Here is a 25,653-nt window from a genome sequence, read left to right as displayed (position 1 = left end):
ATTGCATTTTGTCAGATTATCTGACATAGTTTTTTTATTAAGGAGGCGAGGCTGAATGGACTATAAATCGAAGAAAGTGATCGGGATGGGCGTCGTGACTGAATTGACGGGACTTTCAGAGCGTCAAATTCGGTATTATGAAGAAAAAGGTCTCGTCTTTCCGGAACGTACAAAAGGTGGTTCACGTAAATATTCTTTCCATGACGTGGAACGTTTAGTCGAAGTGGCGACCAAACTAGAGGATGGATGGCGAATTCAAGATATTAAAGAACGAGAACGACGAATGTCGGCGAAACAGCGGGATGATTTGATTCGGGGTCAGTTGAATTCAGCTTTCCGAACATTTCCGACAAAAAAATGACACAAAGAAAACACAATGAAAATGCTTCACATTAGCATAATTCTAATTAATTTCTGTATAATGTTTTTGAGTTCACAAACACGAGAATAAAGAGTGTAGGAGAAATTTAGAGGGGAATGACGCGACGTATGAACGATACTATTTTAAAAGCGTTTAAAGGAGAGGCGACAGATTATGTACCTGTATGGTACATGCGCCAAGCCGGACGCTACCAACCGGAATATCGAGAGATTAAAAAGACGAGGTCACTATTCGAGATCACGCATGATCCTGAACTTTGTGCATATGTCACGGAACTTCCGGTGAAACAACTCGGAGTCGACGCGGCCATTCTATATAAGGACATCATGACGCCACTTCCGTCTATGGGAGTCGACGTCGAAATCAAGAGCGGGATTGGACCGGTCATCGACAATCCGTATCGAACGATGGAAGATGTGGAACGTTTGAAACCGTTAAACCCGGAAGATATCTCATACGTCTTTGACACGATTCGTCTACTACGGGAACGATTAGAAGTTCCGCTTATCGGCTTCTCAGGCGCACCGTTCACATTGGCGAGCTATATGATCGAAGGGGGACCGTCGCGGAACTACCATCGTACGAAAGCACTCATGTATGCAGAACCGGATGTATGGAATGCATTGATGGAAAAACTCGGCGACATGGTCATCACGTATGCGAAGGCGCAAGCGGATGCCGGCATTCAAGCGTTCCAATTGTTTGATTCGTGGGTCGGGACGCTCAGCCGCAAAGATTATGCACGTTACATCAAACCGACGACGGAGCGTATCTTTAAAGAACTACGTTCACTCGACATTCCGCTCATCATGCATGGTGTCGGAGCGAGCCATCAAATCGAAGAATGGCACGACCTTCCACTTGATGTGGTCGGGCTTGACTGGCGCCTGTCGGTACAGGAAGCACGGGACCGTGGCATCACAAAGGCGGTTCAAGGAAACTTAGACCCGTCGTTCTTGTTAGCTCCATGGCCGGTCATCGAAGAGAAGGTTAAGGAGATTTTAGATGAAGGAATGAAACAGCCAGGATACGTCTTCAACTTGGGACATGGGGTGTTCCCTGAAGTCGACCCGGCCGTCCTTGTCAAATTGACGGCATTCATTCACGACTACTCACGCGAAAAAATGGGAGGCAACGAATCATGAAAACAGTCGGACTACTTGTCATGGCGTACGGCACACCGTACAAACCAGAAGATATCGAGCGGTATTACACGCACATTCGCTACGGACGCAAACCGTCACCGGAAGCACTTCAAGATTTGACGGAACGTTACGAAGCGATTGGTGGAGTATCTCCACTCGCAAAAATCACGATCGATCAAGCGGAGACGCTTCGTGACATCTTGAACGAGCGTCATGTAGGTGAAATCGAGTTCAAACTGTATATCGGATTGAAGCATATCGAACCGTTCGTAGAAGACGCGGTCGCGCAAATGGCGAACGACGGCATCAAAGAGGCGGTATCGGTTGTCTTAGCACCTCATTACTCGTCATATAGCGTCAAATCATACAACGGACGTGCTCATGAAGAAGCAGCGAAGTATGGCATCGACATTCGTTCGGTAGAGTCGTGGTATGATGAGCCGAAGTTTATCAAATGGTGGGCGGATGCGATCAACGATACGTATGCGTCATTGCCTGTACCGGCTGAAAAGACATGTCTCATCGTTTCAGCGCATAGTCTCCCTGAGAAAATCTTGGCTGGTGGCGACCCGTATCCGGATCAGTTGAAAGAAACAGCTGATAAAATTGCCATTGAGACAGGCGTCCCACATTATGAGATTGGTTGGCAGTCAGAAGGAAACACGCCGGACCCATGGATTGGACCAGATGTCCAAGATTTGACGGCTGAACTTTATGAAAAGTACGGCTACGAGGCGTTCGTCTATACGCCGGTCGGCTTTGTTGCAGACCATCTCGAAGTATTGTTCGATAACGATGTCGAGTGTAAAGTTGTCTGTGACCGCCTCGGTGTTCACTACGCACGTCCGGCTATGCCAAATGCAGAGCGAAGCTTCATCGAAGCCATCGCGGATCGAATGGAAAGCGTGATTGTGCATCATGCGTAAATTCACGATTGTCGGTGGTGGGATCACAGGTCTCACCGCCGCTTTTTATGCAGAGCGTTATTTGCCGGAAGACGTGACCATCACGTTGCTCGAGGCGACGGATCGCCTCGGAGGAAAGATTGATACGTATGAAACGGGCGAGTTTGCGGTGGAACGTGGTCCGGACTCGTATGTCTTTCGTAAGACTGCGATGACGGAATTGATTGAAGACGTCGGTTTAGGCGATGAACTCGTTCGCAATGGAGTCGGTCAGGCTTACGTCCTTCACCATGACGGGCTCCACCCGATTCCGAAACAGACGGTGATGGGGATCCCGCTCGACGTCAATGCCTTTCGTGAGACGACGTTGCTTTCGGAAGAAGAGCACGAGGACTTGAAGCAGATGTTGCTGTCCCCTCCAGATGTAAAAGCGCCAGACTCGGACGTCTCACTCGGCCTCTACCTTCGTGAGCGTGTCGGGGACCCAATCGTCGACCGATTAATTGAACCGTTACTCTCTGGTATCTATGCCGGAGACATCGATCAAATGAGTGCGATGTCGACATTCCCGCAGTTCATCGAGGGAGAAAAGAAATACGGCAACTTGTATGAAGGGATGCGACACTTACGACCGGAACAACGAGTCGCAGAAGTCGGGGCAAAGAAGGTCGGTCAGTTCGCCTCGTTGAAACGTGGACTCAAATCACTGACAGACCGCTTGGCAGAACGGTTGGAACGTACTGAAATCGTATTAAACTGTTCCGTCGAACAAGTATCCGAACGTGAGGACGGGTACCGTCTCTTCACGAGTCGCGGAGATATCGACACGGACCATCTCGTATTGACGGTCCCACCGCGCCTCATACGTCAGTTCCTCCCGAAAGTCGACAGTGACTTTTTGGCGGACATGAAGCCACATGCGACGGCGACGTGCTCACTTGTCTTCAAAAAAGAAGATATTGAGCTTCCGTTCGTTGGGACTGGGTTCGTGACGAGTCAAGAAGCGGATGTGACGATCACGGCATGTACGTTCATCGACCAGAAATGGCCGCATGCCGTGCCGGAAGGATATCACGTCCTTCGTGTCTTTTTAGGTCGTCCGGGGGCAGATGATATCGTCGAAGCATCCGATGAAGAAATCATCGGGACGGCATTACACGATCTCCGTGGCCTGATGCGCATTCATCGTGAGCCGGTTCAAACCGTCGTCAGTCGACTCCGTGATGGACTGCCTCCTTATGCGGTCTTTCATGCGGACCGTGTCAAAGCACTCCGAGCCGAGATGAGCCGGGTATATCCAGGCGTCATTCTCGCCGGAATCGCCTATGACGGAATTGGGATGCCGGACTGTGTGAAGAGTATTCGGGAACAAGTGAAGGCATTGCGTGAAAAAAATTGAGATTTGATGAAGGGAGGGTTCGGATTGTTCCGCTGCCCTCTCTTTTTGTTATAGTTAGAAGCGAAAGAGAAAAAGGAGTGATGGAAGATGGCAACGTATAAACTTTTTGTATCAGACATGGACGGTACGATTTTGCACAACCACACCAAAATCGCGGATGAGACAGCGGAGATCGTTCGTGAAGCAGAGGCGGCAGGAATTCGCTTTGCGATTGCGACGGGGCGCAACTATGTAAATGCGAAACAGATTTTAGACGAGGTCGGACTCTCTTGCCCAATCGTATCGTCGAATGGGGGACGCGTGCTCGATACGTCGGGAGAAGTCCTTCACGAAATCGATTTGACGATTGATGAGGCGCTTCAAGTCATCAACGTCCTTCATCAAGATGACAAATATGCGGACGTCTTTTACGAAATGTACACAGAAGCGGGACTCGTAGCGAGCCGTGGTGACTTGATTGAAGCGTCGATGAAAAACTTGAAAGCGAATGGTGACGACCGCTCGCTCGAGATGTACGAATTCTTTAAGAATCGCTATTACGTCAACGAAGACGTCAAAATTGTTGATGACATCGAGGGCTTCATTCGTGAAGAAGCAGGGCGTGTCTATAAGTTCATCGCATTCTCAAGTCATCTCGAGAAGATGAACGGACTTTGGAAAGAAATCGAAGACCAAGTCGAAGGGGTGTATGTCACGTCTTCAGGCAATGACAACATCGAAGTGATGGCACACGGTGCAGATAAAGGGAACGGTGTGACAAAACTTGCCGAACATTATGGTATCGATTTATCTGAAGTCGTCGTCATCGGGGATAACTTGAATGACGTGCCGATGTTCAAAGTGGCCGGAAAAGGAATTGCGATGGGCAATAGCCACGAAGACTTGATTGCCATCAGTGACCATGTCACCGAGCGTCATGATGAGTATGGTGTGGCGAACGCATTGAAGCGCGTGATGACAGGTGAGTGGAAGTAAAAGATTTGTCGAGAACTCGTCTCGTTTCGTATAATACGAGTAACGAACATCCGACTAGGAGGAAATAAACTGTGAAATTTATTTTTAATCCGGATATCCGCGACCCGAAGATCAACTTGGCGGTTGAAGAGTATATCCTTAAACATCTGAACGTCGATCATGAAGATTACTTCCTGTTCTATATTAACGGTCCATCCATCATCATCGGGAAGAACCAAAACACATCAGAAGAAGTCAACTTGAAGTACATCGAAGAGAATGGCATCGATGTCGTTCGACGTCTCTCTGGTGGCGGCGCCGTCTATCACGATGAAGGAAACTTGAACTTCAGCTTCATCACAAAAGACGATGGCAACTCGTTCAACAACTATAAGAAGTTCACACAACCGATTGTGGATGCGCTTCGTAACCTCGGTGTCGAGGCAGAGCTGACAGGTCGTAACGACATTCAGGTTGGTGAGCGTAAAATTAGCGGGAACGCCCAATTCACGACGCGTGGACGCATGTTCAGCCACGGGACGCTCATGTTCAACTCGAACATCGAAGAGGTCGTGAACTCGCTTAACGTCTCGGAAGAGAAAATGCGTTCAAAAGGAATCAAGTCCGTTCGTAGCCGTGTGGCGAACATTACTGAATTTTTAGAGCGTGAGATGGAGATGGAACATTTCGTCGAGGCGCTCCTCCATTCGATTTATGATGGAGAACAACCGGAACGCTATGTGCTTCGTGACGAGGATTGGGAAATCGTCCATGATATCTCGAAAGAACGCTATGCGAACTGGGACTGGAACTTTGGTAAGTCGCCGAAGTTCGATGTTGAGTCGAAACGTCGTTTCCCAATCGGGACAATCGATGTCCGCTTGAACGTCAACAAAGGAACGATCACAGAAGCGAAAATTTATGGAGATTTCTTTGGTGTCGGTGACATCCAAGACGTCGAGCAAGCGCTCGTTGGGACGCGTTTCGAACGTGCGGCCATCCGTGAGCAATTGATGCAACTCGATTTGAAACATTACTTCGGAAATGTCGAGCTCGAGGAATTAGTCGATTTGATTAGTTAAGTTAGTCATGGCGGTCTCTACGGAGGTCGCCTTTTTTTGGCAGTTTCGTGAACGTTGAACGTACGGATTGCACCTCGATGGGAGAAGGCGTATCATAATTTGTGCAAGCGCTTTCGTAGAGGCTGATCAAAAATAGGAGGAATCACTATGTATCGAAGGCTCAGTGAATGGATGGACCCGAGTCGGATGTGGGTGACAGAACAATCGACATTTGAACGTGCGATGATGGCGGTAGGTCTTGAATTAGAACGAAAAGGCATGGTCAGTTCTTCATTTACGCGAGTCGTTCTCGATCAAGAATCGATCATTCCTTCCGGGGTAAGTGATGTCGCTGTGCCGGTTGCGGTCATTGATGTTCCTATCTCCATAGCGAAACGAGACGGTATTTCCCTTCTTCATCTGTTGAACACGTGTGAAGTAAAAACCATCACGGGAGAGACGATTCAAGCGAAAGCGATATTATTCATTACGGCTACGAATGAATCAAAAAAACAAGGCTATCATAAACTGATTGATGATTTGCTCATGGATGATGAATCCCTTCAAGCGCTCGTCCATGTGAAAAGTCGAGCCGGATTGTTCCACTTGCAGACGAACTTTTTGGAAGCGTTTTCTTATTGAAACATTTCATGTACAATAGAAGTAATTGAAAAGAGCGCGGACAACGTGCTCTTTTTTATGGCTCAAAAGTGAATCATCATTCATTTAAAGGGGGATTACCATGGCAAACTTAGTCAAGTCACTACAAGAAGTAGTGATTGCTCACCCGCAGAAAGCAGCGTATGTGTTTGGGGAAGACACGGTGAGTTACGGACAGTTTTATGGGCAAGTCAAGGCGATGGCGTCGACGCTTGAGCAAAAAGGGATTGGACAAGGCGATCACGTCGCTCTCGTTCTCGGAAATAGTCCTGCGTTCCTAATTGCATATTTCGCAGTGTTGTCACGTGGAGGGGTCGTCATTCCGATCAACCCTACATACACGCCTGATGAAATGGCCTACATTCTACTTGATGGGGATGTAAAGGGAATCGTTGGCTTATCACCGCTCGTCGCGCAGGCGGAAGCGGCACTCACGAAGTTGCCTCACTTAAAACTCGTGATTTCCGTTCCATATGCCGATGTTCCAGCATTGAAGCGGGAAGGGGCGATTGAATTCATCCCATTCGTAGAAGCGTTTGCCGAAGCAGAAGGGACGTTCATCGAAGTCGACGAGGATGAAGTTGCAGTCATCCTCTATACGAGTGGGACGACCGGAAAACCGAAAGGGGCTCTGCTCACGCATCGAAACTTGTTCTCAAACGCACATTCAATCGGGGAGTATTTAGACATCACTCCAGAGGATAAGGCATTGGCGGCATTGCCGATGTTCCACGTTTTCTGTTTGACGGTCATCGTCAATGCACCACTCCTTCGAGGGGCGACGATTGTCATCTTACCGAAGTTCTCACCACAAGATGTGTTCGATCTAGTACCAAAGCACCGTGTGACGTTATTTGCCGGTGTGCCGACGATGTACAACTTCTTGTTACAGACGGCGATGAAAGTACCGGCCTACACGTCTGCATTGAAGCATGTCCGCGTGTTCGTCTCAGGAGGGGCAAGCTTACCGGTTCAGTTGCTCGAGTCGTTTGAGCAGATGTTCGAGTGCAAAATTCTTGAAGGATACGGTCTGTCGGAGGCGTCACCGGTTACCTGCTTCAACCCGCTCCATGGCGAGCGAAAAGCCGGATCGATCGGCCCTTCAATCGTTCACGTCGAAAATAAAGTCGTCGACGAGCTTGGGGAAGAAGTCGGCGTCGGTGAAGTCGGGGAATTGATTGTACGTGGACCGAACGTCATGAAAGGGTATTACAAGTTACCGGAAGAGACGATGATGACACTTCGGGACGGATGGCTCTATACGGGCGATTTGGCGCGACGTGACGAGGATGGTTACTTCTATATCGTCGACCGGAAGAAGGATATGGTCATCGTTGGGGGCTATAACGTATACCCTCGTGAGGTAGAGGAAGTATTGTATCAACATCCGGATATCGTCGAAGCTGCCGTCATTGGTGTGCCGGATGCGGAACAAGGAGAAGCGGTGAAGGCATTCGTCGTCACGAAACATGAAAATGTGACGAAAGAGGACATTCGTGCTTACACACAAACAAAGTTGGCGAAATATAAGCAACCGACCTATATTGAGATCATCGAGGAACTTCCGCGAAACACGACCGGAAAGATTTTACGAACGGTCTTGAAGAGCGAAGCGTTTCAAAATAGTTGAGTAGAGAAGGGCGACCTCGTGTCGCTCTTTTATATTCTCTTTATTTGACACTGTTACGGGGTAGGGGTATATTAATGGTGAGGTGATCACAATGGAAGAATTTATGCATGACCAACCACTCGTTCCGCGTGATGATGCTGAACGGGAGGCGCTCGGGAAACGTCTAAAACGAATCGAAGGACAAGTCCGAGGGATTCAAAAAATGGTCGAGAACGACCGCTATTGTGTCGATATTTTGACTCAGACGTCAGCCATTCAGGCCGCTCTGAAGCAAGTCGAGATGCAATTGTTAGAACGTCATATGCGCAAGTGTTTGGTTCACGCAAGCGAGACGGAAAACATGGAACCTTACATTGATGAATTGATGACGATTGTCAGCCGCATCAAAAAATAAGGAGGGATTTCATGAAAACCGTTGAGTTATCCATACAAGGAATGACCTGTGCGGCTTGTTCGGCAAGGATTGAAAAAGTGTTGAACAAGATGGACGGAGTTGAAGCGACGGTCAACCTTCCGCTCGAGTCGGCGACCATTCGTGTCGATGAAGGCATTACAGAAGAAGAGCTGATCGCGCGGATTGAGAAAATCGGATATGGAGCCGAGCCGAAAGTAGAGATGGCACCACCGCATGACTTACGTCCATTACAGCGGAAGGTCATCATCTCTGCACTGTTGTCGGCCCCATTACTCCTCGTCATGTTAACACATATCCCGGGACTCGGATTTCATGCACCATGGCTGATGAACCCATGGTGGCAATTCGCCTTGGCTACACCTGTTCAGTTTTGGATTGGGGCGCAGTTTTATCAAGGGGCATATAAGAGCTTGAAGAGCGGTTCGGCGAACATGGACGTGCTCGTCGCGACGGGGACGTCGGCCGCATACTTCTATTCCATTTTTGAAATGATTGTGCACCCGATGAATCCGCATCTCTATTTTGAGACGAGTGCCGTCCTGATCACGCTCGTCTTACTCGGAAAGTGGTTAGAAGGACGAGCGAAAGAGAAGACGACCGATGCGTTGAAATCACTCCTGTCGCTTCAGGCGAAAGAAGCCATCCTGTTCGTTGACGGTGAAGAACGGTCTGTCGCTGTCGAACTCGTCAAAGTAGGAGACATTCTCGTCGTGCGTCCGGGAGAGAAAATTCCGGTCGATGGACGAATCATCGAGGGAGAGACGGTCATTGATGAATCGATGTTGACAGGGGAATCGATTCCGTCAGAAAAGACTGTCGACGCCGAAGTTGTCGGCGGAACAATCAATCAGTCTCATCGCATTCTCATGCGGGCGGAACGAGTCGGGAAAGAGACGATGCTCGCTCAAATCGTACGTGTCGTCGAACAGGCACAAACAGATAAGGCCCCGATTCAACGTCAGGCTGACCGCATCTCGGGTGTCTTCGTGCCGATTGTCGTAGCCATCAGTGCCCTCACATTCGCGGTCTGGGCATTCCTATTAAATGATATCGATACGGCCATTCGGGCATCGATTGCCGTACTTGTCATCGCCTGTCCGTGTGCCCTCGGTTTGGCAACGCCGACATCGATCATGGTCGGAACGGGACGAGCGGCAGAACAAGGTGTGTTGTTCAAAGGTGGGGGGCAACTCGAATCACTCAATGAATCAAACATCGTTGTTTTTGATAAGACAGGGACATTGACGAACGGGACACCGGAAGTGGTGGAAACGTTCGGAGATGAAGCGATGCTCCGCCGTGCCGTCATGGCAGAACGACAATCGACGCATCCTTTGGCAGCTGCTATCGGTCGGGAAGTCGGCGACGGTGTCGTGACGAAAGTGGAAGAGTTAGCCGGACGAGGAGTCAAAGCGGTCGTTGATGGGAAAGAACTCATCATCGGGTCTGTTCGAATGATGGAAGAGCTCGGATACAACTTGCCAGATTGGTCGATGCGGGCGATGACCCCGGTCTACGTTGCGGATGAGAGCGGGATTGTCGCGGCGTTCGGGCTACAAGATCAATTGAAACCGAAAAGTCGTGAAGTCGTGCAAGCCCTTAGTCAAACGCGTGACGTGTACGTCTTGACGGGTGACCGGAAAGAAGTCGCCTACGCGATTGCCGACGAACTTGGCATCCCTCATCATCAAGTGATTGCCGAAGTCCTTCCGGTTGAAAAGGCGGACCAAATCGAACGCTTGAAACAATCCGGTCGCGTTGCCATGGTAGGGGACGGCATGAACGATGCCCCGGCACTTGCGGTGGCGGACGTTGGGATCGCATTCGGGAGCGGTACGGATGTCGCACTCGAGGCGGCGGATGTTACAATTGTAGGGCAAGACATTGAGGGCGTGAGTCGAGCGATGAATATGAGTCGTTTGACGATGAAGAACATTCGTCAAAACTTGTTTTGGGCCCTTGCCTATAATAGTCTTGGTATCCCGGTCGCTGCAGCAGGGTTACTTGCCCCATGGATTGCTGGAGCAGCGATGGCGTTCAGTTCGGTGTCTGTCGTCTTGAACGCATTACGATTAAAAACACAAGGAGGATCATCATCATGAAAGAAACAACGTTAACCGTAGAAGGTATGACATGTAATCATTGCAAAGCTGCCGTTGAAGGAGCATTAAATGAATTGAATGGTGTCGAATCAGCGACGGTATCGCTTCAAGAGCATCGAGTCGACGTGATCCATCAAGATTCTGTCTCGCTTGAGACGATGGTGGAGGCAGTCGAGGAACAAGGATATGACGTAAAAGCATAACGATGCATAAGTCCCGAGTGAAATCGGGACTTTTTTTGTGGTATTCAACGAAAAGGATGTGTGCTATATTTAAGTTGATAATGAGAATCGGTATCAACGGGAGGCGGACATCATGGAATTGATCATGATCAGTGGAGTGTTGGCGATGATTAGTGGGGGCGCGGCATTTTTGACGCAACAGTTACGAACAAATTCAGTACGCTGAAGAAGGTGCGATTTCGTGACCTTCTTTTTTCTTTGACTTCATTTCTTTCCCATCATTTCACGACAATTGTTTGATATGATGAGAAAAAACGTGTTGAGGTGACTTGAATGTATACAATCTACTTAGTCGACGATGAAGCAAACTTAAATAAAATGCTCGTCACGTATCTAGAACAGGAAGGATACAACGTTCGCTCATTTGCGGATGGGACATCTGCACAAGAAGCGATTCCAGATCAACCGGATTTGTGGGTGCTCGATATCATGTTGCCAGACTTGGATGGCTTCCAATTATTGAAACAAATCAAAGCCGTCAATGCCAATACGCCGACGATTTTCATCTCGGCGCGCGATGAGGATATCGACAAAATCATCGGACTCGAGATGGGTTCGGATGACTACATCGCCAAACCGTTCCTTCCAAGGGAGCTTGTCATCCGTGTCAAAAAATTGATTGATCGTGTCTACGGTTCGAAGTCGAACGAGCATATCGAATACGGAGAGTACACCATTTATCCGGATAAACGTCTGATCAAGCACGGAGATGAAGAAATCGATTTGACTTCGAAAGAATTCGATTTACTGCTACTCTTCCTCGAGCATCCGGGCTCTGCCTTGTCACGTGAGCAGATTCTAGAAGGTGTTTGGGGGAACGACTATTTCGGGTCGGACCGCGTCGTCGATGACTTGGTGCGTCGTGTCCGGAAAAAATTACACCGTCTCGAGCTCGAAACGCTTTACGGTATCGGTTACCGTCTCGTCAGACCATGATGGATGCGCTTAAACCGAAACGTCTCATGTGGAAGATTTGGGTGCTCATCTTACTCATCATCGTGACGCTTGCGCTCATGATTTTGATTACGGTCCGTTCATCCATCACCCAGTTTATCGATGAACAAGTGTATGAGACGTTACGAGATGTGGACTATTATTTAGGGAACACGAATGAGTTAGAGAATTATCCCCAAAACCCGATTGAGTATGATCGACGCCAACAAGAGTCCCGTTCGGTCAACCAATTGATCTTTCTCCCGAACGGACGGATCATCTACGGATCGGCACCGCTTGAATTGACGAACCGCATGTATCAGGAAGCGTTAAATCAAAGTGGTCAGGTCGAACGGTATCAGACTACGATTGACGGAGAGGACGTCTATTACATCATTCGTCAAAATGAATACGATGGAACGATTGTGTATCAAGCCTCTTACGCATGGGATGCCTATCGTCGTGAGTTGGTGTCGACATTATATTTGCGAATATCGATTCTGATAGGTATCATCAGTCTCTTATCGCTTATCCCCGCCTTATTGATGTCGCGGCAATTGACGAAACCGATCGTGGAGATGGAACGGGCCGTTGAGAAGATTTCGAACCGGCAATGGGAGACGGCTTTACCACTAGATCGTCAAGATGAACTCGGCCAATTGGCCCATTCGATTGATGCCATGCGAAAAGAGTTGAAAGAGCAAGACCTGGCACAACAGGCTTTGCTTCAAAACATATCCCATGACTTAAAGACACCGATCATGGTCATTCGTGGATATGCCCAGTCGATTGGGGATGGGATTTATCCGACAGGAGATTTGAAAGGTTCTGCCGAGGTCATTGATGAGGAAGCGTCTCGACTCGAGAAGAAAGTCGTCGATTTGTTGTACGTTACAAAACTTGAATATTTCAAAGGACAAGAAATGAAACTCGAACCAATCAATCTCGACAAGTTGATGGAACTGCTCGTCGCGCGCTTCAAACTTAGAGGCCAGCTCGATTGGGAAATCAATGGCGAAGGCGGCGAGATGCTTGGCGATGGGGAACAGATCCGGGTCGCATTTGAGAACGTGCTCGACAATGCACTCCGTTACGCGGAATCTTGCATTCGTATCGACCTCCACCAAGATGACGCTGGCGTGGAAATCACCATCTTTAACGATGGGCCGCCAGTTGATGAGAGTTTAGACTTGTTCCACCAATTCTCTCGAGGGAAGCAAGGGAAGTTCGGACTCGGTCTGTTCATTGTGCAGCGAATTGTGACACTTCACACAGGGGAAGTGTCTCTACGAAATACAGGAGACGGAACAGCAGTGCGATTTTACTTTCCCCGACTCAAGTCGAACCAACCTTTAAATTCGAATGCTTGATTTTCAAAACCAGCCAGGAAACGGCTGGTTTTTTCATGGGAAATAGACAAAAGCCGATTTGCGGGGCGCATCGAATCCTGGTATGAATGACATGTAAGTCATTACATACGTTATGGGGGATGAAAAGATGAGCAGATTGACCAATGAAACGAGAGCTTTAATTCCTGTATTTAACGAGTTTGGCGAAGCGGAAACACTTGTGTATCAACCAGAAGGCGTCATGCGAGTAAAAGGGTCGCCAATCGACTTATTAGAACACGCGTGTCTATACTACGGGTCGAGCATTCAAGGTCGAATCGAGGCAGCGCGACACGTCCTCGGACCACATCGAAAGACACCGGTCGTCATGGATTGGCATGCGGATGCCGTCTTCTTTCCGACGATTGCCAAAGAAAGTCCAGATTGTGCGTGGATCAACTTTCAACACGTGACGGCCATCAAGAAAGACGGAAAAGAGACTCTCATTCAGTTTTTGACGGGGGAATCGGTCAAGGTTCACGTGTCCGACCATACCGTGTCGAGACAAAAACAACGGTCAATCGAATTATCGTACGCTTTTCAAAAACGTTTCCATGACAGCACATTGCAACACGCTTAAGGATTGAATTCAATGACAAACCCCTCTATGATGAAGAAGAGATATCATATGTGTATTTGCACATCTTCCGAAAGCGAGGGGTTTTTATGTTTTTTGAAAAAATGATTGAGCGAGGGAAACTGGTTATCGTGTTTCTTCTCGTCGCAATCGTCGTGGGCGTGCTGACGTTCTTCCAGCTCCCTAAACGTGAGATTCCGGAAACCGGGATCAATATCGTGCTCGTTCAAACACCGTATCCTGGTGCGACAGCGGAAACGGTTGAACGAAGTGTTACCGGTGTATTAGAAGAAGAACTGCGTAGTCTAGAAGGCGTGGAGAACGTGACGTCGATCTCGGCTTCAGAGTTCTCGAACATCACGGTCGAGTATGCGGATGGCACCGATCAGGCAGAGTTTCAGGCGAACGTTCGACAAGCGTTGTCGGATGCGACGCCTAAACTTCCTGAAAACGCGCTCGCGCCAACGGTCAATGATTCACTCGGGCAGCTACCTGTCGCATCGTACTTATTGACAGCAGACGATCGTGAGTCGTTCGAGGATGTTCGATCAGACATCGAACAATTAGAGTCGAAACTTCTGCGAACGGATGGCGTGACGGGAGTCACGATCAAAGGGTTACCAGAGCAGGAGTATGTCGTGTCACTTGACTCGGAAGAGCTGAGTTCACGTCAGCTTGCCTTCCCGGACGTATTGACGGCCATTAACGAAGAATACAAGACGACACCGCTCGGCCGTCAATCGACTGAAGAGGGGATTTATCAACTGGCAATCGATAACTTGACGAATGTAGACGATATGGAGCAAGTCATCGTCGGCTCATTCAATGGGGAACCGGTCTTACTAGCAGATGTCGGGACGGTCGAAGAGACAGCGAAAAGTGAAACCGATCTCGTTTCATTAGACGGAAAGCCGGCTGTTTCGATTACAGTTCCGATTGAGTCGGGCTTGGATATTCCAACGATGCAAGACCGTGTCAACGAGGTAGTCGAAGATGGTCTTGGAGACTTAGACGGTTTTGAGCTCGTTCCATATTATGAGCAGGCAAAAGCGGTCGATGCGATCTTCTCATCGCTGACGCGTGAATTTATTGTCGCCATCATTGCTGTCATTGCCGTGACGACGATTGGTCTAACATTCTCTGGCTCCATTATCGTCAGTCTGGCAATTCCGTTGTCATTCTTGATCGCCTTGATTCCGTTACAGTTTACCGGGGTCGATTTGAACCAAATCTCGATTATCGGGGCAATCATCGCCTTAGGGATTTTGGTTGATGATGCGATTGTCGTCAACGACAACATCTTACGACGGTATCGTAACGGAGACTCGGCGATGCTTGGAGCAGTCCGAGGAACGAAAGAGGTATGGGGCTCGATCGTCACGTCGACACTCGCGGTCGTCTTTGCTTTCCTTCCGCTCACCTTGCTATCGGGCGCAAACGGTAACTTCATTCGCGCCTTGCCGACGGTGCTAGCCCTCTCTGTCTTGGCCTCGATGGTCATCAGTTTGACGCTCGTACCGATTGCGCAGTATTGGTTGAATCGTAAAGAAGTAAAAGTATCAAAACGTGAACCAGGTTGGCTCGGCGGACCGCTTAACCGACTCAGTAATTTCTACGCCGACCGTCTCTTACCGAGTGTCGCGAAGCGTCCGTGGACGTTTGGAATTGTCGGATTTGTCATCACGACTGCATTGTACGGTTTGATTTTACTCACGCCCTTTGAGTTCTTCCCAGCCGCGAACCGTCCGGAAGTCGTGACGAGTGTGACCTTCCCCGTTCAAACGGATTTGGAAGAGACAGAGACACGTCTTGAAGAAATTGAAGCGAGATTCAAAGAAGAAGAGGGTGTCGTGGAAACATCCGTCTTCGCCGGAGGAGGTCTCCCTGGTTTATTCACGGGTGGACTCGATCAGTCTGGTGAAAACACGGGGCAAGTGGTCGTTCGTGTCGACAACGAATCAATCGATGCCATCGAATTGATTGATAAGTATACGAACGTGTTGCGTGAAGACTATCCGGACGCCGAAATCTTCTTAGATACGCAACAACAAGGACCGCCGGCATCCGCACCTGTCGAATTCACGATGCGCAGCGAGACGATTGATCAACTCGTGGCTGCACGTGACCAAGTGAAAGCCGACCTTGAAGAGATTGACGGGGCCATCGTCCTCGATAATATTAAAGAACCGTTCCAAACACTCACATACGAATTGAATCGTGAGGAAATGGCACAGGCCGGCGTGACGGCTAAAACAATCAGTGATCAAATTCGTCTCGTCACAGACGGTGTTCCAATTGGTACATTCGATGACGGGGTAGAACAGCGTGACGTGAAAATCGTCATTGATGCAGAGGCGAACCGCGAAGCACTCGCCCTTGACGAGATTTTAGTTCCTGTCGAAACAGAAGCAGGTCCACCTGTTGCACCACTTAGTACGTTCGTGACGGAAACGACGACGGAACAAATTCAGCAGATTCCTCGTGAGAACGGGGAGCGCTCGGTCACACTCCAAATCTATGCAAGCGAAGGCACGGATGAAGAGGCATTTAAACAAGATGTCGAGCAGGTGTTGGATGATGCGAAGTCGGGGTTAGAGGATGAAGGGATCACGTTCGACCAGTCCGGTGCGAGCGACACGCAGAACGAGTTCTTCTTAGAGCTTGCGACATTGTTCGTCGTCGTCTTGTTCTTGATTTACTTGATCATCGCATTCCAGTTCAACTCACTCTCGTTGCCATTACTCGTCTTGTTCACAATCTATCTCGCGATCGCTGGAGCGGTCGTCGGATTGTTCGTGACTCAGACACCGTTCAGTTTCATGGCATCGATGGGGATGGTCTCGCTTGCGGGAATCGTCGTCCGGAACGCAGTCGTCCTGTTCGAGTTTATCGAACAACGCATTCGTGAAGGATTACCGGTCACGACCGCCGTTTACGAAGCAGGGCGCGCTCGGATTCGTCCGATTCTCTTGACGGCGCTCACGGCAGTCGTTGCCCTCTTACCAGTCGCACTTGGGGAAGACCCGCTCTTCAAACCGCTTGCGATCGGCATCGTATCGGGTATTCTATTCTCGACTGTATTGACTCTCGTTCTTGTTCCGGCGTACTACCTGATTTTGGCGAAACGTCGTCATAAGGACAAACCATTTACAGAATGATTTAGCTTGAAGATGTGATGCCGTATGGTGTCACATCTTTTTTTGAACCATTTGTCACATGTTTTGTGTGATGTTGTATGGGTATAATTAGAAGAGAGGTTTTGAACAGTATGGGAGGGAATTGAAGATGAACGATTCATATACTTGGCTCAATCGCCGCAAAGTACGACCAGCGTACAGTGTGACCGGGAGCCGTTCGTGGTCGAGTGAACGCGTCGTTCGACCAGATCGCGCACGTGGGAAGATGGTACGTGATGTGAAACGTGTACGTCGCCCGTACGTAGACGAGTACGGCAATCGTCGTTGGACGACGGGACGTGTGGTCGTCACGGATGCATCACGCAAGGCGCGGGCACATGGACATGGTGATACAGCCGTACAATTAGAATTCTCGACACCAACGCCATATGAACGTGTGAAAGAGATGATTCCGACGAAACGTGTTCTCGTTCCGGTCGTTGCCGGACTCGCGGTCGTCGGTGGGATTGCCGGTGTCGCCTATGCACTCCGTAAAAAGAAACGGAATAAGAAAAATTAAAAAAATCGCCGAAATTTCGGCGATTTTTTTAATTGAAGCGTTCAGCGAGGATGCGCTCGAGTTCACGTTGCCCGAGTTCACGCATTTCTGCTTCATTCTCTTCATCGTATGCATCATCCGAGAAGCGGCCGACAAATTCAACCTTGCCGTTACCGAGTTCACGGAACACTAAGTTTTTGCGATCGTTGTAAAAGACGACACGGTATTCACGACCATTTTCATGATCGTAGTTGAAGACGCCTTTGATGTGGTCCATGTTCTTCTCTTCGGGCTGATCCTCATCATCGTCCTCATCTTCTTCTGCTTCAGCAGCTTCATTAGCTTCATCAAGCGCGTCGGCGAGGACTACCGTTTCTTCTTTTTCTTCCGTCTCTTCCTCAGATGAGACGACTTCTTTTTTTTCTTCTTCTGTCATGTGAAACGACCTCCTTTGCTTACTTTCCTATCATACCCACTTTTTATAGTTGTGACTACTCAAAATGATGCGAACAAACACGGACGACGTTCGAAGATGACATGATCAACCGTTGAAATAGCTGACGCTTGATCGATTCCGGGGCATCCACGGTCTTGAGCGCCTGTTCCATGCATCCAAGCCAATGGCCTGCATGTGTCTCGGAAATGGGATGCTCATGATGAATCATCGCCAAGTTTCCACCGCCACGACGTTCAGAATACAACTTTGGACCGCCGAGCAACTGTGTTAAAAATTCAAATTGGTGCTGTTTGACTCGATCTTGATCTTCCGGAAATAGTGGAAGTAAAATTGGGTCGGCATAGACGAGGTCATAAAACGCGTCAACGAGTTGTTGTACACCACGTTCGCCTCCAAATTGTTCATAGGCACTCACATACATTCCCCCTCATACGTTCAGTCTAATCGATTTCAATCGAAAAAGGGAATGATGTAGGCTACTACTTTTTTGGATAAGGTATAGAAGAGGTTTCCCTCTACAAATGCTTAGGGATGGTTCATAATGAAGAAAAAAGGGAAGGAGTGTTCGCTAAAATGACAGTGACCTTTCACGTTGGTCGATCGGGGACGGGAAAAAGTGAACAAATGATCCATGAGGTCATTCAAGAACTGAAACAAAACCCGAGCGGACCGACGATTTATATGATTGTACCGGACCAAATGTCGTTTGAGATGGAAAAGAAAATGGCGACAGTCGATGGTTTGCATGGCTCGACGCGCATTCAAGTCCTTTCGATGCGTCGTCTCGCCTTTTTGATGATGCGAGATGCCGGCGTAGCGACAGATCAATTCTTAGACCAGACGGGGACCCATTTGTTGTTACGGAGGGTCGTCGAGATGAGCGAAGAACGATTGACCTTGTTCCGCCGTACGATGAATCAGTTCGGATTTTATGAAGAATTGAACCAATTGATCTCGATGTTGAAGCGAGGGCTTGTTGAACCGGAACATTTGTTGCGGTTAAGCGAACAGGCGCAGCACCGTGCTCTGAAGCTACAGGACCTTTCCATCATCTATGAAGGATTTTTAAAGATGACGGAAGGCAAGTCACTCCATGCAGAAGACTATTTCAACGTCATGCTGCAAATTATTCCGGAGACAGATTTGACGGATGTACGTGTCTATGTGGACGGATTCAACGAGTTTTCAGAGCAGGAGTTGGCGGTGCTCGTTGCACTCGCAGAGAAGGTCGATGTCGATGTGTTGCTGACAATCGATCCTGTCTCCTTGTATCGCCTCAATCCATTGTTTGGACCGACGCAACGGACGCTCATGCGTTTCAAAGAACTGTTGGCAGAACGGCAGATTCCTTCTCGAGACGAGCTGTATGATACCGTCTATCGTTACACGCATCCGAGTCTCCGTTACCTTGAGGCCACATTCGACCAATTGACGGCGGAACCTTACACTGGTTCAGAGAATCGGATTGATTTACATGCCGCAGTCGACCGGACCGTTGAGGTGGAGGCGGCGGTTCGAGAAGTCATCCGTCTGACACGTGAAGAAGGGTATCGTTATCGGGATATCGCGCTCGTGTCACGCTCACTCGACGAATATGGTGATTTGGCATCTCAGGCGCTCCAAAAGATGGGACTGCCATACTTCCTTGATGAACGGCAACCGATGCTCGACCACCCGCTCGTCGAACTGTTGAAAGCGACGATTGAGATTGCTTTACGTGGATACCGGGAAGAGTCCGTGTTCCGTGCCCTGAAAACAGAACTCGTCGTCCTCGATCCGGTGCATCGTCGTACGTCCGTTGACCGGCTTGAAGCGTTCGTCATCGAGCGGGGGATCAAACATTATCATTGGCATGACGAATGGCAATTGCGACGTCGTTCCGGGGAAGAAGCGCGACTCACGAGCGAAGAACTTGATATTGAGGCTGAGCTGAATCGATCGCGGGAGCGTGTCATCGAAACGTTTGATCCGCTGCTATCGGATTTGAAACAGGCGAAGACGATGCAGGCTTATACGCACGCCATGTATGCCTTTCTAGAGCGGGTCGGTGTTTCAGACTGTCTGACGCATTGGCGCGATGAGGCGATTGAAGAGGCGGAACTACTCGAAGCGCGTGAGCATACCCAAGTATGGGACGCGGTCTTGCACTTGCTCGAACAGCTAGAGGCTGCAGCTCCGGAAGAGACGTTGTCGACGGACTTGTTCCTACAGATGATGGACACCGGACTAGATAGTCTTCGTTATGCGCTCATTCCACCTTCGCTTGATCAATTGACGATAACGGACTATGTGCGTGGTCGATTGATTGATAAGAAAGTCGTCTTCCTGCTCGGGGCGAATGAAGATCAAATTCCTCTTGTCACGACCCAGTCGAAGCTGTTGACCGATCAAGATTTGGATTTCATGCACGAGAATGGACTTCGTGCCGGTAAGGCGACAGAGCACTTGTTCGATGATGAAACGTATTACTTATACAAGGCTGTGACGGCACCGAGCGAGCGGTTATACATTAGCTACGCCTTAGTCGACAGAACGGGGAAAGCCGTTCAACCGGCGCGCTTTATCGCTGACTTGAAGGCGCGACTTCATCAAAACGTCGTCAAGACTCATTTTGCTGAAGCAGGTGAGCACCGACCGCGTGATCAATTCGCCTTCTTGACGAATGTGAACCAGACGGCGGCGGTAACGGCACTTGAACTTCAGCGGTTGAGTCGTCATTATCCGATTCAAGATATGTGGTTTGCTGTCTATAATGAACTGTTGAAGCATCCGGATGGACGGGAACGTCTCCAGTTGTTGACGAGCGCGCTCTTCTATCAAAACATCCCGGAATCGTTAGATGATCGTGTCGCAAAATCCTTATATACTCCGTCGATTCGGGCGAGTGTTTCACGTCTCGAGACATTCCAAGCCTGTCCGTTCAAACATTTCGCAAGTTATGGCTTGCGTCTGAAGGAACGACGATTGTACCGGCTCGAGGCCCCGGATATTGGGAATCTGTATCACCGTACTATCGAACATATGTCGCAGACGGTGAAGATGGACGGAAAGGAGTGGCGAGATGTCACCCCGGACGAGTGCTCCAATTTAGCGGAGCAGGCGGTCGAGCTCGTGACCCCAGAGATTCAGCATGCCATCTTGATGAGTTCGAATCGTTACGCCTACTTAAAGAAAAAATTGACGGACGTCGTCAGTAAGACGGCAGAAGTGTTGATTGAACAATCAAAACGAGACGGCTTTGACCCGGAAGCGTTTGAACTCGCATTCGGAAGCGGACAATTTCCACCCGTTTCGTTCACTTTATCGAACGGGGCGACATGTGAACTGGTCGGTCGAATCGACCGTGTGGACACTGCGATGGTCCACGACCAGTTATACGTCCGAATCGTCGACTATAAGTCGAGTAAACGTGAAGTCGACTTTGCAGAAATTTATTACGGTCTGGCGATGCAGATGCTCATCTATTTGAAGGTGTTGATTGAGCAGGCAGAGGTGTGGACAAAAGAGAACGTGGCACCTGCGGCGGCGCTCTATTTCCACGTGCACCGACCACTCGTTCCACCTGCGGGTTCTGAAGAAGAGACGCGTCAAAAAGTATTGGAGTCGTACCAGATGCAAGGGCTATTAGTAGATGACCCGGAAATTTTAGAGATGATGGACCGCTCGGCGAAAGGCTCATCTAAAAAATCGATTGTCATCCCGGTCAAATATAAAAAAGATGGTACCCCTGACGCCAACACTTTGAAGAAGATTGTGACCCCTCCTCAGCTCGAACAGTTGATGGACCATGCGTTCGACGTTGTCAAAGCAAGTGCCGAGGAGATGTACAAAGGAAAAATTGACGTTGAACCTTATGAATATAAAGAACGGCGCCCGTGTCAGACGTGCCCGTATCAGAGTGTCTGTCATTTTGACGAAGCGCTCTCGAATGCGCCACGTAAATTGAAGAAGCTCGAGAAAGAAGAAGTATTTCAGGAGTTAGGAGGCGATGACCGTGAAATGGACGAATGATCAGTTCGCCGCGATTGAAGCGAGAGGGAGTCACGTGCTCGTCTCGGCTGCGGCAGGGTCCGGAAAGACGGCAGTCCTTGTCGAGCGGTTGTCTAGTCGATTGCTTGATGAAACGGATGAACTCACGGCAGACCGGATGCTCGTCGTCACCTTTACGAACGCGGCAGCGGCAGAGATGAAACGACGAATCGCAAAGGCACTTGAAGAGGCGTTACGCGACGACCCGACAAATGAATATGTCCGAAAACAGCGGCAAATGTTGAACCGCGCGCTCATCACGACCATCCATTCGTTCTGTTTAGAGGTGATTCGTGAGAACTACTACCTATTAGATTTGGATCCCGCGTTTAAGATTGCGGAAGAACGGGACCTCGTTCTGTTGCAGGATGATGTCTTAGAAGAAGTGCTTGAGGAAGAGTACGGGAAACAGGATACCGACTTCTTCGCTCTTGTCGATGCGTATACGTCAGACCGTGGTGACAGTGAAATCGAGGATTTGATTCTTGGCTTATATCACTATGCGCGCACTCTCCCAAATCCTGATGCTTATTTAGACAAACTCGTTTCCATGTATACGTTCGGAGAAGATCCTGATGAGGAAGCAATCTTGATTGAGTTTGGACAGATGCTCTGGCATGACATCGAAAAAGCCGTACGGGATCTTCGGAAACTTGAAGCGGAGCTTCGGGTCGCCGGGTATGAGCCACAGTCTGAAAACATCCGGCAAGCGATTTTTCCGTTCGAACAGCTTGAAGGGGAGACCATTGTTTGGAGTGAACTCGAGACGGCGGCTCGTGCGATGAAGTTTGGCACGATGAAGGCTGTTCCGAAAAAAGAGGAGCACCAGATTTACCACGAGGTCCTTAAACCAGCTTACGACCAAGCGAAGAAAAAATTGACGGCAGCGGTGGAACAGGCTCGAGTCAGCGGGGCGGACTTATTGGAAAGCGTCTCGATGCAACAACCGCTCGTTGAAACCCTCGTTCGAACGGTCCGTGCGTTCGGCCAAGCCTATGAGCAAGCGAAGCGCGACCGTGCTTTTGTCGACTTCAGTGACTTGGAACATTATGCGCTCGCCATTTTACGACAAGATGGGGGACCGTCCGATGTTGCGGCGCTTTATAAAGAACGCTTCGCTGAGGTACTCGTTGATGAATATCAAGATACGAACGAGATTCAAGAAACGATTATCAATCTGGTCGCGAATGAACGAGAAGAAGTCGGGAATTTATTTATGGTGGGCGATATCAAACAATCGATTTATCGATTCCGCCATGCCGAACCGGGTCTCTTCATCGATAAGGCGACGCGCTTTAGACAGGCGAACACAGGGAAACGGATCGACCTCTCTCAAAACTTCCGAAGTCGTTCCGAAGTCCTCTACGGAATCAATGATTTGTTCGTCCAACTCATGGACGAAGAGGTCGGCGAAATCGCATATGATGAGGCGGCCCAACTTGTTCCTGGACGTGAGTATGATCCGATTCCGGCGGACCCCGAGTTTATTTTAGTCGATGGCGCGAGTCGTGAGTTATCGAAGCAAGAAGTAGAAGGACGGGCGATCGCTACGCGCATCTTAGAACTCGTATCGGGAGACGAACCGTTTAAAGTGACGGATGAATCCACCGGTCAACTCCGAAACTGTGAATATCGCGATATCGTGATTCTCGTACGTTCGAAAAAGGAACGTGTGGAGCAATTGATGGATATTTTGACACAGTACAATATTCCGGCCTACACCGACTCGGATGGCGGATATTTTCAAGCGACCGAGATTCGGATGATCCTTGCACTTTTGAAAGTGATTGATAACCCGCTTCAAGACATCCCACTTGCCGGCGCGCTGCGTTCTCCGATGTTCCGTTTCGATGATAGCGAGTTGGCACGGATTCGACTTGAATCAGAGGATTCATTCTATGAGGCGCTCAAGGCGAAAGCGGATGACGATGATGAGCTTGGGATGAAATGTGGCGACATGCTTGACCGTCTCTCCCGTTGGCGCACTTATGCACGAAATCATAGCTTGTCGGAATTGATTCAACAATTATTCAATGACACCGGGTTTTATGACTTCTCAGGTGGATTACCTGGAGGAAAAGGGCGACAGGAAAACTTGAAGGCACTTTATGACCGGGCACTCGCCTATGAACGTAGTGGTTATCGAGGCCTCTATCGCTTCTTACGCGTGATGGACCGTCTACAGGACACCGGTGAAGATTTGTCAGAGGCGCGGTCACTCGGGGACGAGGAGAACGTCGTTCGTATCATGACCGTGCACAAGTCGAAAGGTCTCGAGTTTCCGGTCACGATTGTTGCTCAACTCGGAAAACAATTTAATAAACGCGATCAAATGCAACGTGTCATTTTCCACAAACAGTACGGCATCTCACTTGATGCGATTGACGTCGTGACACGTACGAAATCTGAGACGTTCGTGAAAGAGATGATTCGACGGGATTTAGATGCGACGATGAAAGCGGAAGAAATGCGCGTCCTTTATGTGGCCCTGACACGAGCGAAAGAAAAATTGATTCTCGTGGGAACGGTAGGCGAACCACTCAAACACCTTCAGCAGTGGCTTCAGGTCGGTCAATCTGGAGATCGATTGGCGAGTGAGGCGAGGCGAGAGGCAAAAACGTATCTCGACTGGATTGCGCCGGCGCTCTTACGCCTACCGAGCGCCGCTTCGTTTATCGAATCATTCGGCTTCACGGTTCCCTCTACTTTCCAAGAGTCGACTTCATGGGTTTACCGTGTCATCGGAGAAGCGGACCTTGCAGAGATTGCGACCCTTCAAGAGATGATGGCACAGTTGCACCACGTCCAGCGATTTGAAGCAATTGATTTTCCTATTCAAAATGAAGAGGAAACGATTCGTGCCGTTAAGCGGGCTTTGACCTACGAATACCCTGCACGGGATGCGGTGCGTACGGCGGCGAAACAGACGGTGACCGAACTGAAGCGGGCGATGCAACTCGAACAAGCCGCCTTCGAAGATCCGGTACGTCCGATCGATACTCCTTATCGCGAACCGAAATGGCGTCAAGTCAAACAGACCGGTGCGGAGCGCGGGACGACGTTACACTTGATTTTCCAATTGGCTGATCCGAATCAACCGATTGTCGATCAAATCAATCAATGGGAAATGCAAGGGATGCTCAGTCCGGTCGAGGCAGAGACAGCACGCCTCGCCATCCCGGATATCGAGATGTTTTTCCAAACGGAAGTGGGTCAAGCGCTCGCCGATGCACTAGAGCGCGGGACGGCATGGCGAGAGCTACCTTTCACCTACACGGTGCCGGCCGAACGCGTCAATCCGGATGGACACTTCACGGATGAGCATGTCTTGATCCAAGGGATTATCGATTGTCTGTATTTCGATGGGGACTCGTATGTGCTCCTGGATTATAAATCGGATGCTGTCACGCATCTATCCGATTCCCGGGAAGACGCACATGAGCGGTTACGAGAGCGATATGCGATTCAATTACAATTATATCGAGAGGCAATCGAGACGATTTGGGATATCCAAGTCGAGCGGACTTTGATTTACTCACTTGATCTACAAGAAATCGTGACCGTGTCGACTAAATAAATGTGAATAAATGAAGAGCGATGTCAGTTATATGACATTGCTCTTTTCTTATGTGCACATTCACATTCGATTTCGTTGACAATCAAGTTGGAGAGGAGTAATTTATTTTATATAAAGAATTG

20 protein-coding genes are annotated in these 25,653 nt (G+C 49.2%); 18 read left to right on the top strand and 2 right to left on the bottom strand.

The genetic code is table 11. From position 1 onward, the window contains the following. Positions 1-55: 55 nt before the first annotated feature. From KD909_RS11140 to KD909_RS11065, 16 genes are all read left to right on the top strand, one after another. A complete protein-coding gene (locus KD909_RS11140; RefSeq protein WP_211781603.1) occupies positions 56-361 on the top strand; it encodes a MerR family transcriptional regulator in 306 nt (101 codons plus the stop codon). A gap of 116 nt (positions 362-477) precedes the next feature. Beyond that, positions 478-1,527: a uroporphyrinogen decarboxylase gene (gene hemE / locus KD909_RS11135; RefSeq protein WP_015880943.1), complete on the top strand. Its 1,050-nt coding sequence runs from the start codon at positions 478-480 to the stop codon at positions 1,525-1,527. Then, a complete protein-coding gene (gene hemH, locus KD909_RS11130) occupies positions 1,524-2,453 on the top strand; it encodes a ferrochelatase (protein ID WP_211781602.1) in 930 nt (309 codons plus the stop codon). Before hemE ends, hemH begins: the two co-directional genes overlap by 4 nt. Then, on the top strand, positions 2,446-3,831 hold the full coding sequence (gene hemG, locus KD909_RS11125) for a protoporphyrinogen oxidase (protein ID WP_211781601.1): 1,386 nt from the start codon (positions 2,446-2,448) through the stop codon (positions 3,829-3,831). Before hemH ends, hemG begins: the two co-directional genes overlap by 8 nt. Positions 3,832-3,918: 87 nt before the next feature. Continuing rightward, on the top strand, positions 3,919-4,806 hold the full coding sequence (locus KD909_RS11120; RefSeq protein ID WP_015880946.1) for a Cof-type HAD-IIB family hydrolase: 888 nt from the start codon (positions 3,919-3,921) through the stop codon (positions 4,804-4,806). Positions 4,807-4,877: 71 nt separating this feature from the next. Further along, positions 4,878-5,867: a lipoate--protein ligase gene (locus tag KD909_RS11115; RefSeq protein WP_015880947.1), complete on the top strand. Its 990-nt coding sequence runs from the start codon at positions 4,878-4,880 to the stop codon at positions 5,865-5,867. A 147-nt stretch (positions 5,868-6,014) separates the two neighbouring features. Further along, positions 6,015-6,488 (top strand): PTS sugar transporter subunit IIA, encoded by a 474-nt coding sequence (locus KD909_RS11110; RefSeq protein WP_211781600.1) that lies wholly within the window; start codon positions 6,015-6,017, stop codon positions 6,486-6,488. Between the two features lie 100 nt (positions 6,489-6,588). Beyond that, positions 6,589-8,136, top strand: coding sequence for a long-chain-fatty-acid--CoA ligase (locus KD909_RS11105; protein WP_211781599.1), 1,548 nt, complete (start codon positions 6,589-6,591; stop codon positions 8,134-8,136). A gap of 91 nt (positions 8,137-8,227) precedes the next feature. Further along, on the top strand, positions 8,228-8,530 hold the full coding sequence (locus tag KD909_RS11100; protein ID WP_074037664.1) for a metal-sensitive transcriptional regulator: 303 nt from the start codon (positions 8,228-8,230) through the stop codon (positions 8,528-8,530). An 11-nt stretch (positions 8,531-8,541) separates the two neighbouring features. After that, complete coding sequence (locus KD909_RS11095) at positions 8,542-10,653, top strand: heavy metal translocating P-type ATPase (RefSeq protein ID WP_211781598.1); 2,112 nt, start codon at positions 8,542-8,544, stop codon at positions 10,651-10,653. After that, positions 10,650-10,856: a copper chaperone CopZ gene (copZ, locus tag KD909_RS11090; protein ID WP_074037662.1), complete on the top strand. Its 207-nt coding sequence runs from the start codon at positions 10,650-10,652 to the stop codon at positions 10,854-10,856. The genes KD909_RS11095 and copZ overlap by 4 nt, the downstream gene beginning before the upstream one ends. A gap of 312 nt (positions 10,857-11,168) precedes the next feature. Beyond that, a complete protein-coding gene (locus tag KD909_RS11085) occupies positions 11,169-11,831 on the top strand; it encodes a response regulator transcription factor (RefSeq protein WP_015880954.1) in 663 nt (220 codons plus the stop codon). Positions 11,832-11,857: 26 nt separating this feature from the next. Then, a complete protein-coding gene (locus KD909_RS11080) occupies positions 11,858-13,198 on the top strand; it encodes a sensor histidine kinase (protein WP_237708239.1) in 1,341 nt (446 codons plus the stop codon). 127 nt (positions 13,199-13,325) lie between these two features. Beyond that, entirely contained in the window at positions 13,326-13,796 is a 471-nt protein-coding gene (locus tag KD909_RS11075; protein WP_015880956.1) for a competence protein ComK, read from the top strand. Positions 13,797-13,882: 86 nt separating this feature from the next. Beyond that, entirely contained in the window at positions 13,883-16,951 is a 3,069-nt protein-coding gene (locus tag KD909_RS11070; RefSeq protein ID WP_211781597.1) for an efflux RND transporter permease subunit, read from the top strand. Positions 16,952-17,078: 127 nt separating this feature from the next. After that, on the top strand, positions 17,079-17,489 hold the full coding sequence (locus KD909_RS11065) for a hypothetical protein (RefSeq protein ID WP_015880958.1): 411 nt from the start codon (positions 17,079-17,081) through the stop codon (positions 17,487-17,489). 28 nt (positions 17,490-17,517) lie between these two features. Here the strand turns inward: KD909_RS11065 and KD909_RS11060 are convergent, their stop codons facing one another. Both KD909_RS11060 and KD909_RS11055 read right to left on the bottom strand, forming a co-directional pair. Continuing rightward, on the bottom strand, positions 17,518-17,904 hold the full coding sequence (locus KD909_RS11060; protein ID WP_015880959.1) for a hypothetical protein: 387 nt from the start codon (positions 17,902-17,904) through the stop codon (positions 17,518-17,520). A 55-nt stretch (positions 17,905-17,959) separates the two neighbouring features. Continuing rightward, entirely contained in the window at positions 17,960-18,346 is a 387-nt protein-coding gene (locus KD909_RS11055) for a truncated hemoglobin (protein WP_031421210.1), read from the bottom strand. Positions 18,347-18,498: 152 nt separating this feature from the next. Between KD909_RS11055 and addB the strand changes: the two genes are divergently transcribed. Next, entirely contained in the window at positions 18,499-21,936 is a 3,438-nt protein-coding gene (gene addB / locus KD909_RS11050; RefSeq protein WP_211781596.1) for a helicase-exonuclease AddAB subunit AddB, read from the top strand. Beyond that, positions 21,914-25,531: a helicase-exonuclease AddAB subunit AddA gene (gene addA, locus KD909_RS11045; RefSeq protein ID WP_211781595.1), complete on the top strand. Its 3,618-nt coding sequence runs from the start codon at positions 21,914-21,916 to the stop codon at positions 25,529-25,531. Before addB ends, addA begins: the two co-directional genes overlap by 23 nt. Positions 25,532-25,653: the final 122 nt, after the last annotated feature.

Source organism: Exiguobacterium sp. PFWT01 (assembly GCF_018255795.1).
GTDB lineage: Bacteria > Bacillota > Bacilli > Exiguobacteriales > Exiguobacteriaceae > Exiguobacterium.
Note: the sequence above shows the minus strand (reverse complement) of the source record. Positions and strands in the feature narration are given on the sequence as shown.

Coding starts and splice junctions, on each gene's coding strand:
- KD909_RS11065 (WP_015880958.1), top strand. CDS start 17,079: ATGAACGATTCATATACTTGGCTCAATCGCCGCAAAGTACGACCAGCG.
- copZ (WP_074037662.1), top strand. CDS start 10,650: ATGAAAGAAACAACGTTAACCGTAGAAGGTATGACATGTAATCATTGC.
- KD909_RS11075 (WP_015880956.1), top strand. CDS start 13,326: ATGAGCAGATTGACCAATGAAACGAGAGCTTTAATTCCTGTATTTAAC.
- KD909_RS11110 (WP_211781600.1), top strand. CDS start 6,015: ATGTATCGAAGGCTCAGTGAATGGATGGACCCGAGTCGGATGTGGGTG.
- KD909_RS11080 (WP_237708239.1), top strand. CDS start 11,858: ATGTGGAAGATTTGGGTGCTCATCTTACTCATCATCGTGACGCTTGCG.
- KD909_RS11120 (WP_015880946.1), top strand. CDS start 3,919: ATGGCAACGTATAAACTTTTTGTATCAGACATGGACGGTACGATTTTG.
- KD909_RS11100 (WP_074037664.1), top strand. CDS start 8,228: ATGGAAGAATTTATGCATGACCAACCACTCGTTCCGCGTGATGATGCT.
- KD909_RS11085 (WP_015880954.1), top strand. CDS start 11,169: ATGTATACAATCTACTTAGTCGACGATGAAGCAAACTTAAATAAAATG.
- KD909_RS11105 (WP_211781599.1), top strand. CDS start 6,589: ATGGCAAACTTAGTCAAGTCACTACAAGAAGTAGTGATTGCTCACCCG.
- KD909_RS11095 (WP_211781598.1), top strand. CDS start 8,542: ATGAAAACCGTTGAGTTATCCATACAAGGAATGACCTGTGCGGCTTGT.
- KD909_RS11140 (WP_211781603.1), top strand. CDS start 56: ATGGACTATAAATCGAAGAAAGTGATCGGGATGGGCGTCGTGACTGAA.
- KD909_RS11060 (WP_015880959.1), bottom strand. CDS start 17,904: ATGACAGAAGAAGAAAAAAAAGAAGTCGTCTCATCTGAGGAAGAGACG.
- addA (WP_211781595.1), top strand. CDS start 21,914: ATGACCGTGAAATGGACGAATGATCAGTTCGCCGCGATTGAAGCGAGA.
- hemH (WP_211781602.1), top strand. CDS start 1,524: ATGAAAACAGTCGGACTACTTGTCATGGCGTACGGCACACCGTACAAA.
- addB (WP_211781596.1), top strand. CDS start 18,499: ATGACAGTGACCTTTCACGTTGGTCGATCGGGGACGGGAAAAAGTGAA.
- hemG (WP_211781601.1), top strand. CDS start 2,446: ATGCGTAAATTCACGATTGTCGGTGGTGGGATCACAGGTCTCACCGCC.
- KD909_RS11055 (WP_031421210.1), bottom strand. CDS start 18,346: ATGTATGTGAGTGCCTATGAACAATTTGGAGGCGAACGTGGTGTACAA.
- hemE (WP_015880943.1), top strand. CDS start 478: ATGACGCGACGTATGAACGATACTATTTTAAAAGCGTTTAAAGGAGAG.
- KD909_RS11070 (WP_211781597.1), top strand. CDS start 13,883: ATGTTTTTTGAAAAAATGATTGAGCGAGGGAAACTGGTTATCGTGTTT.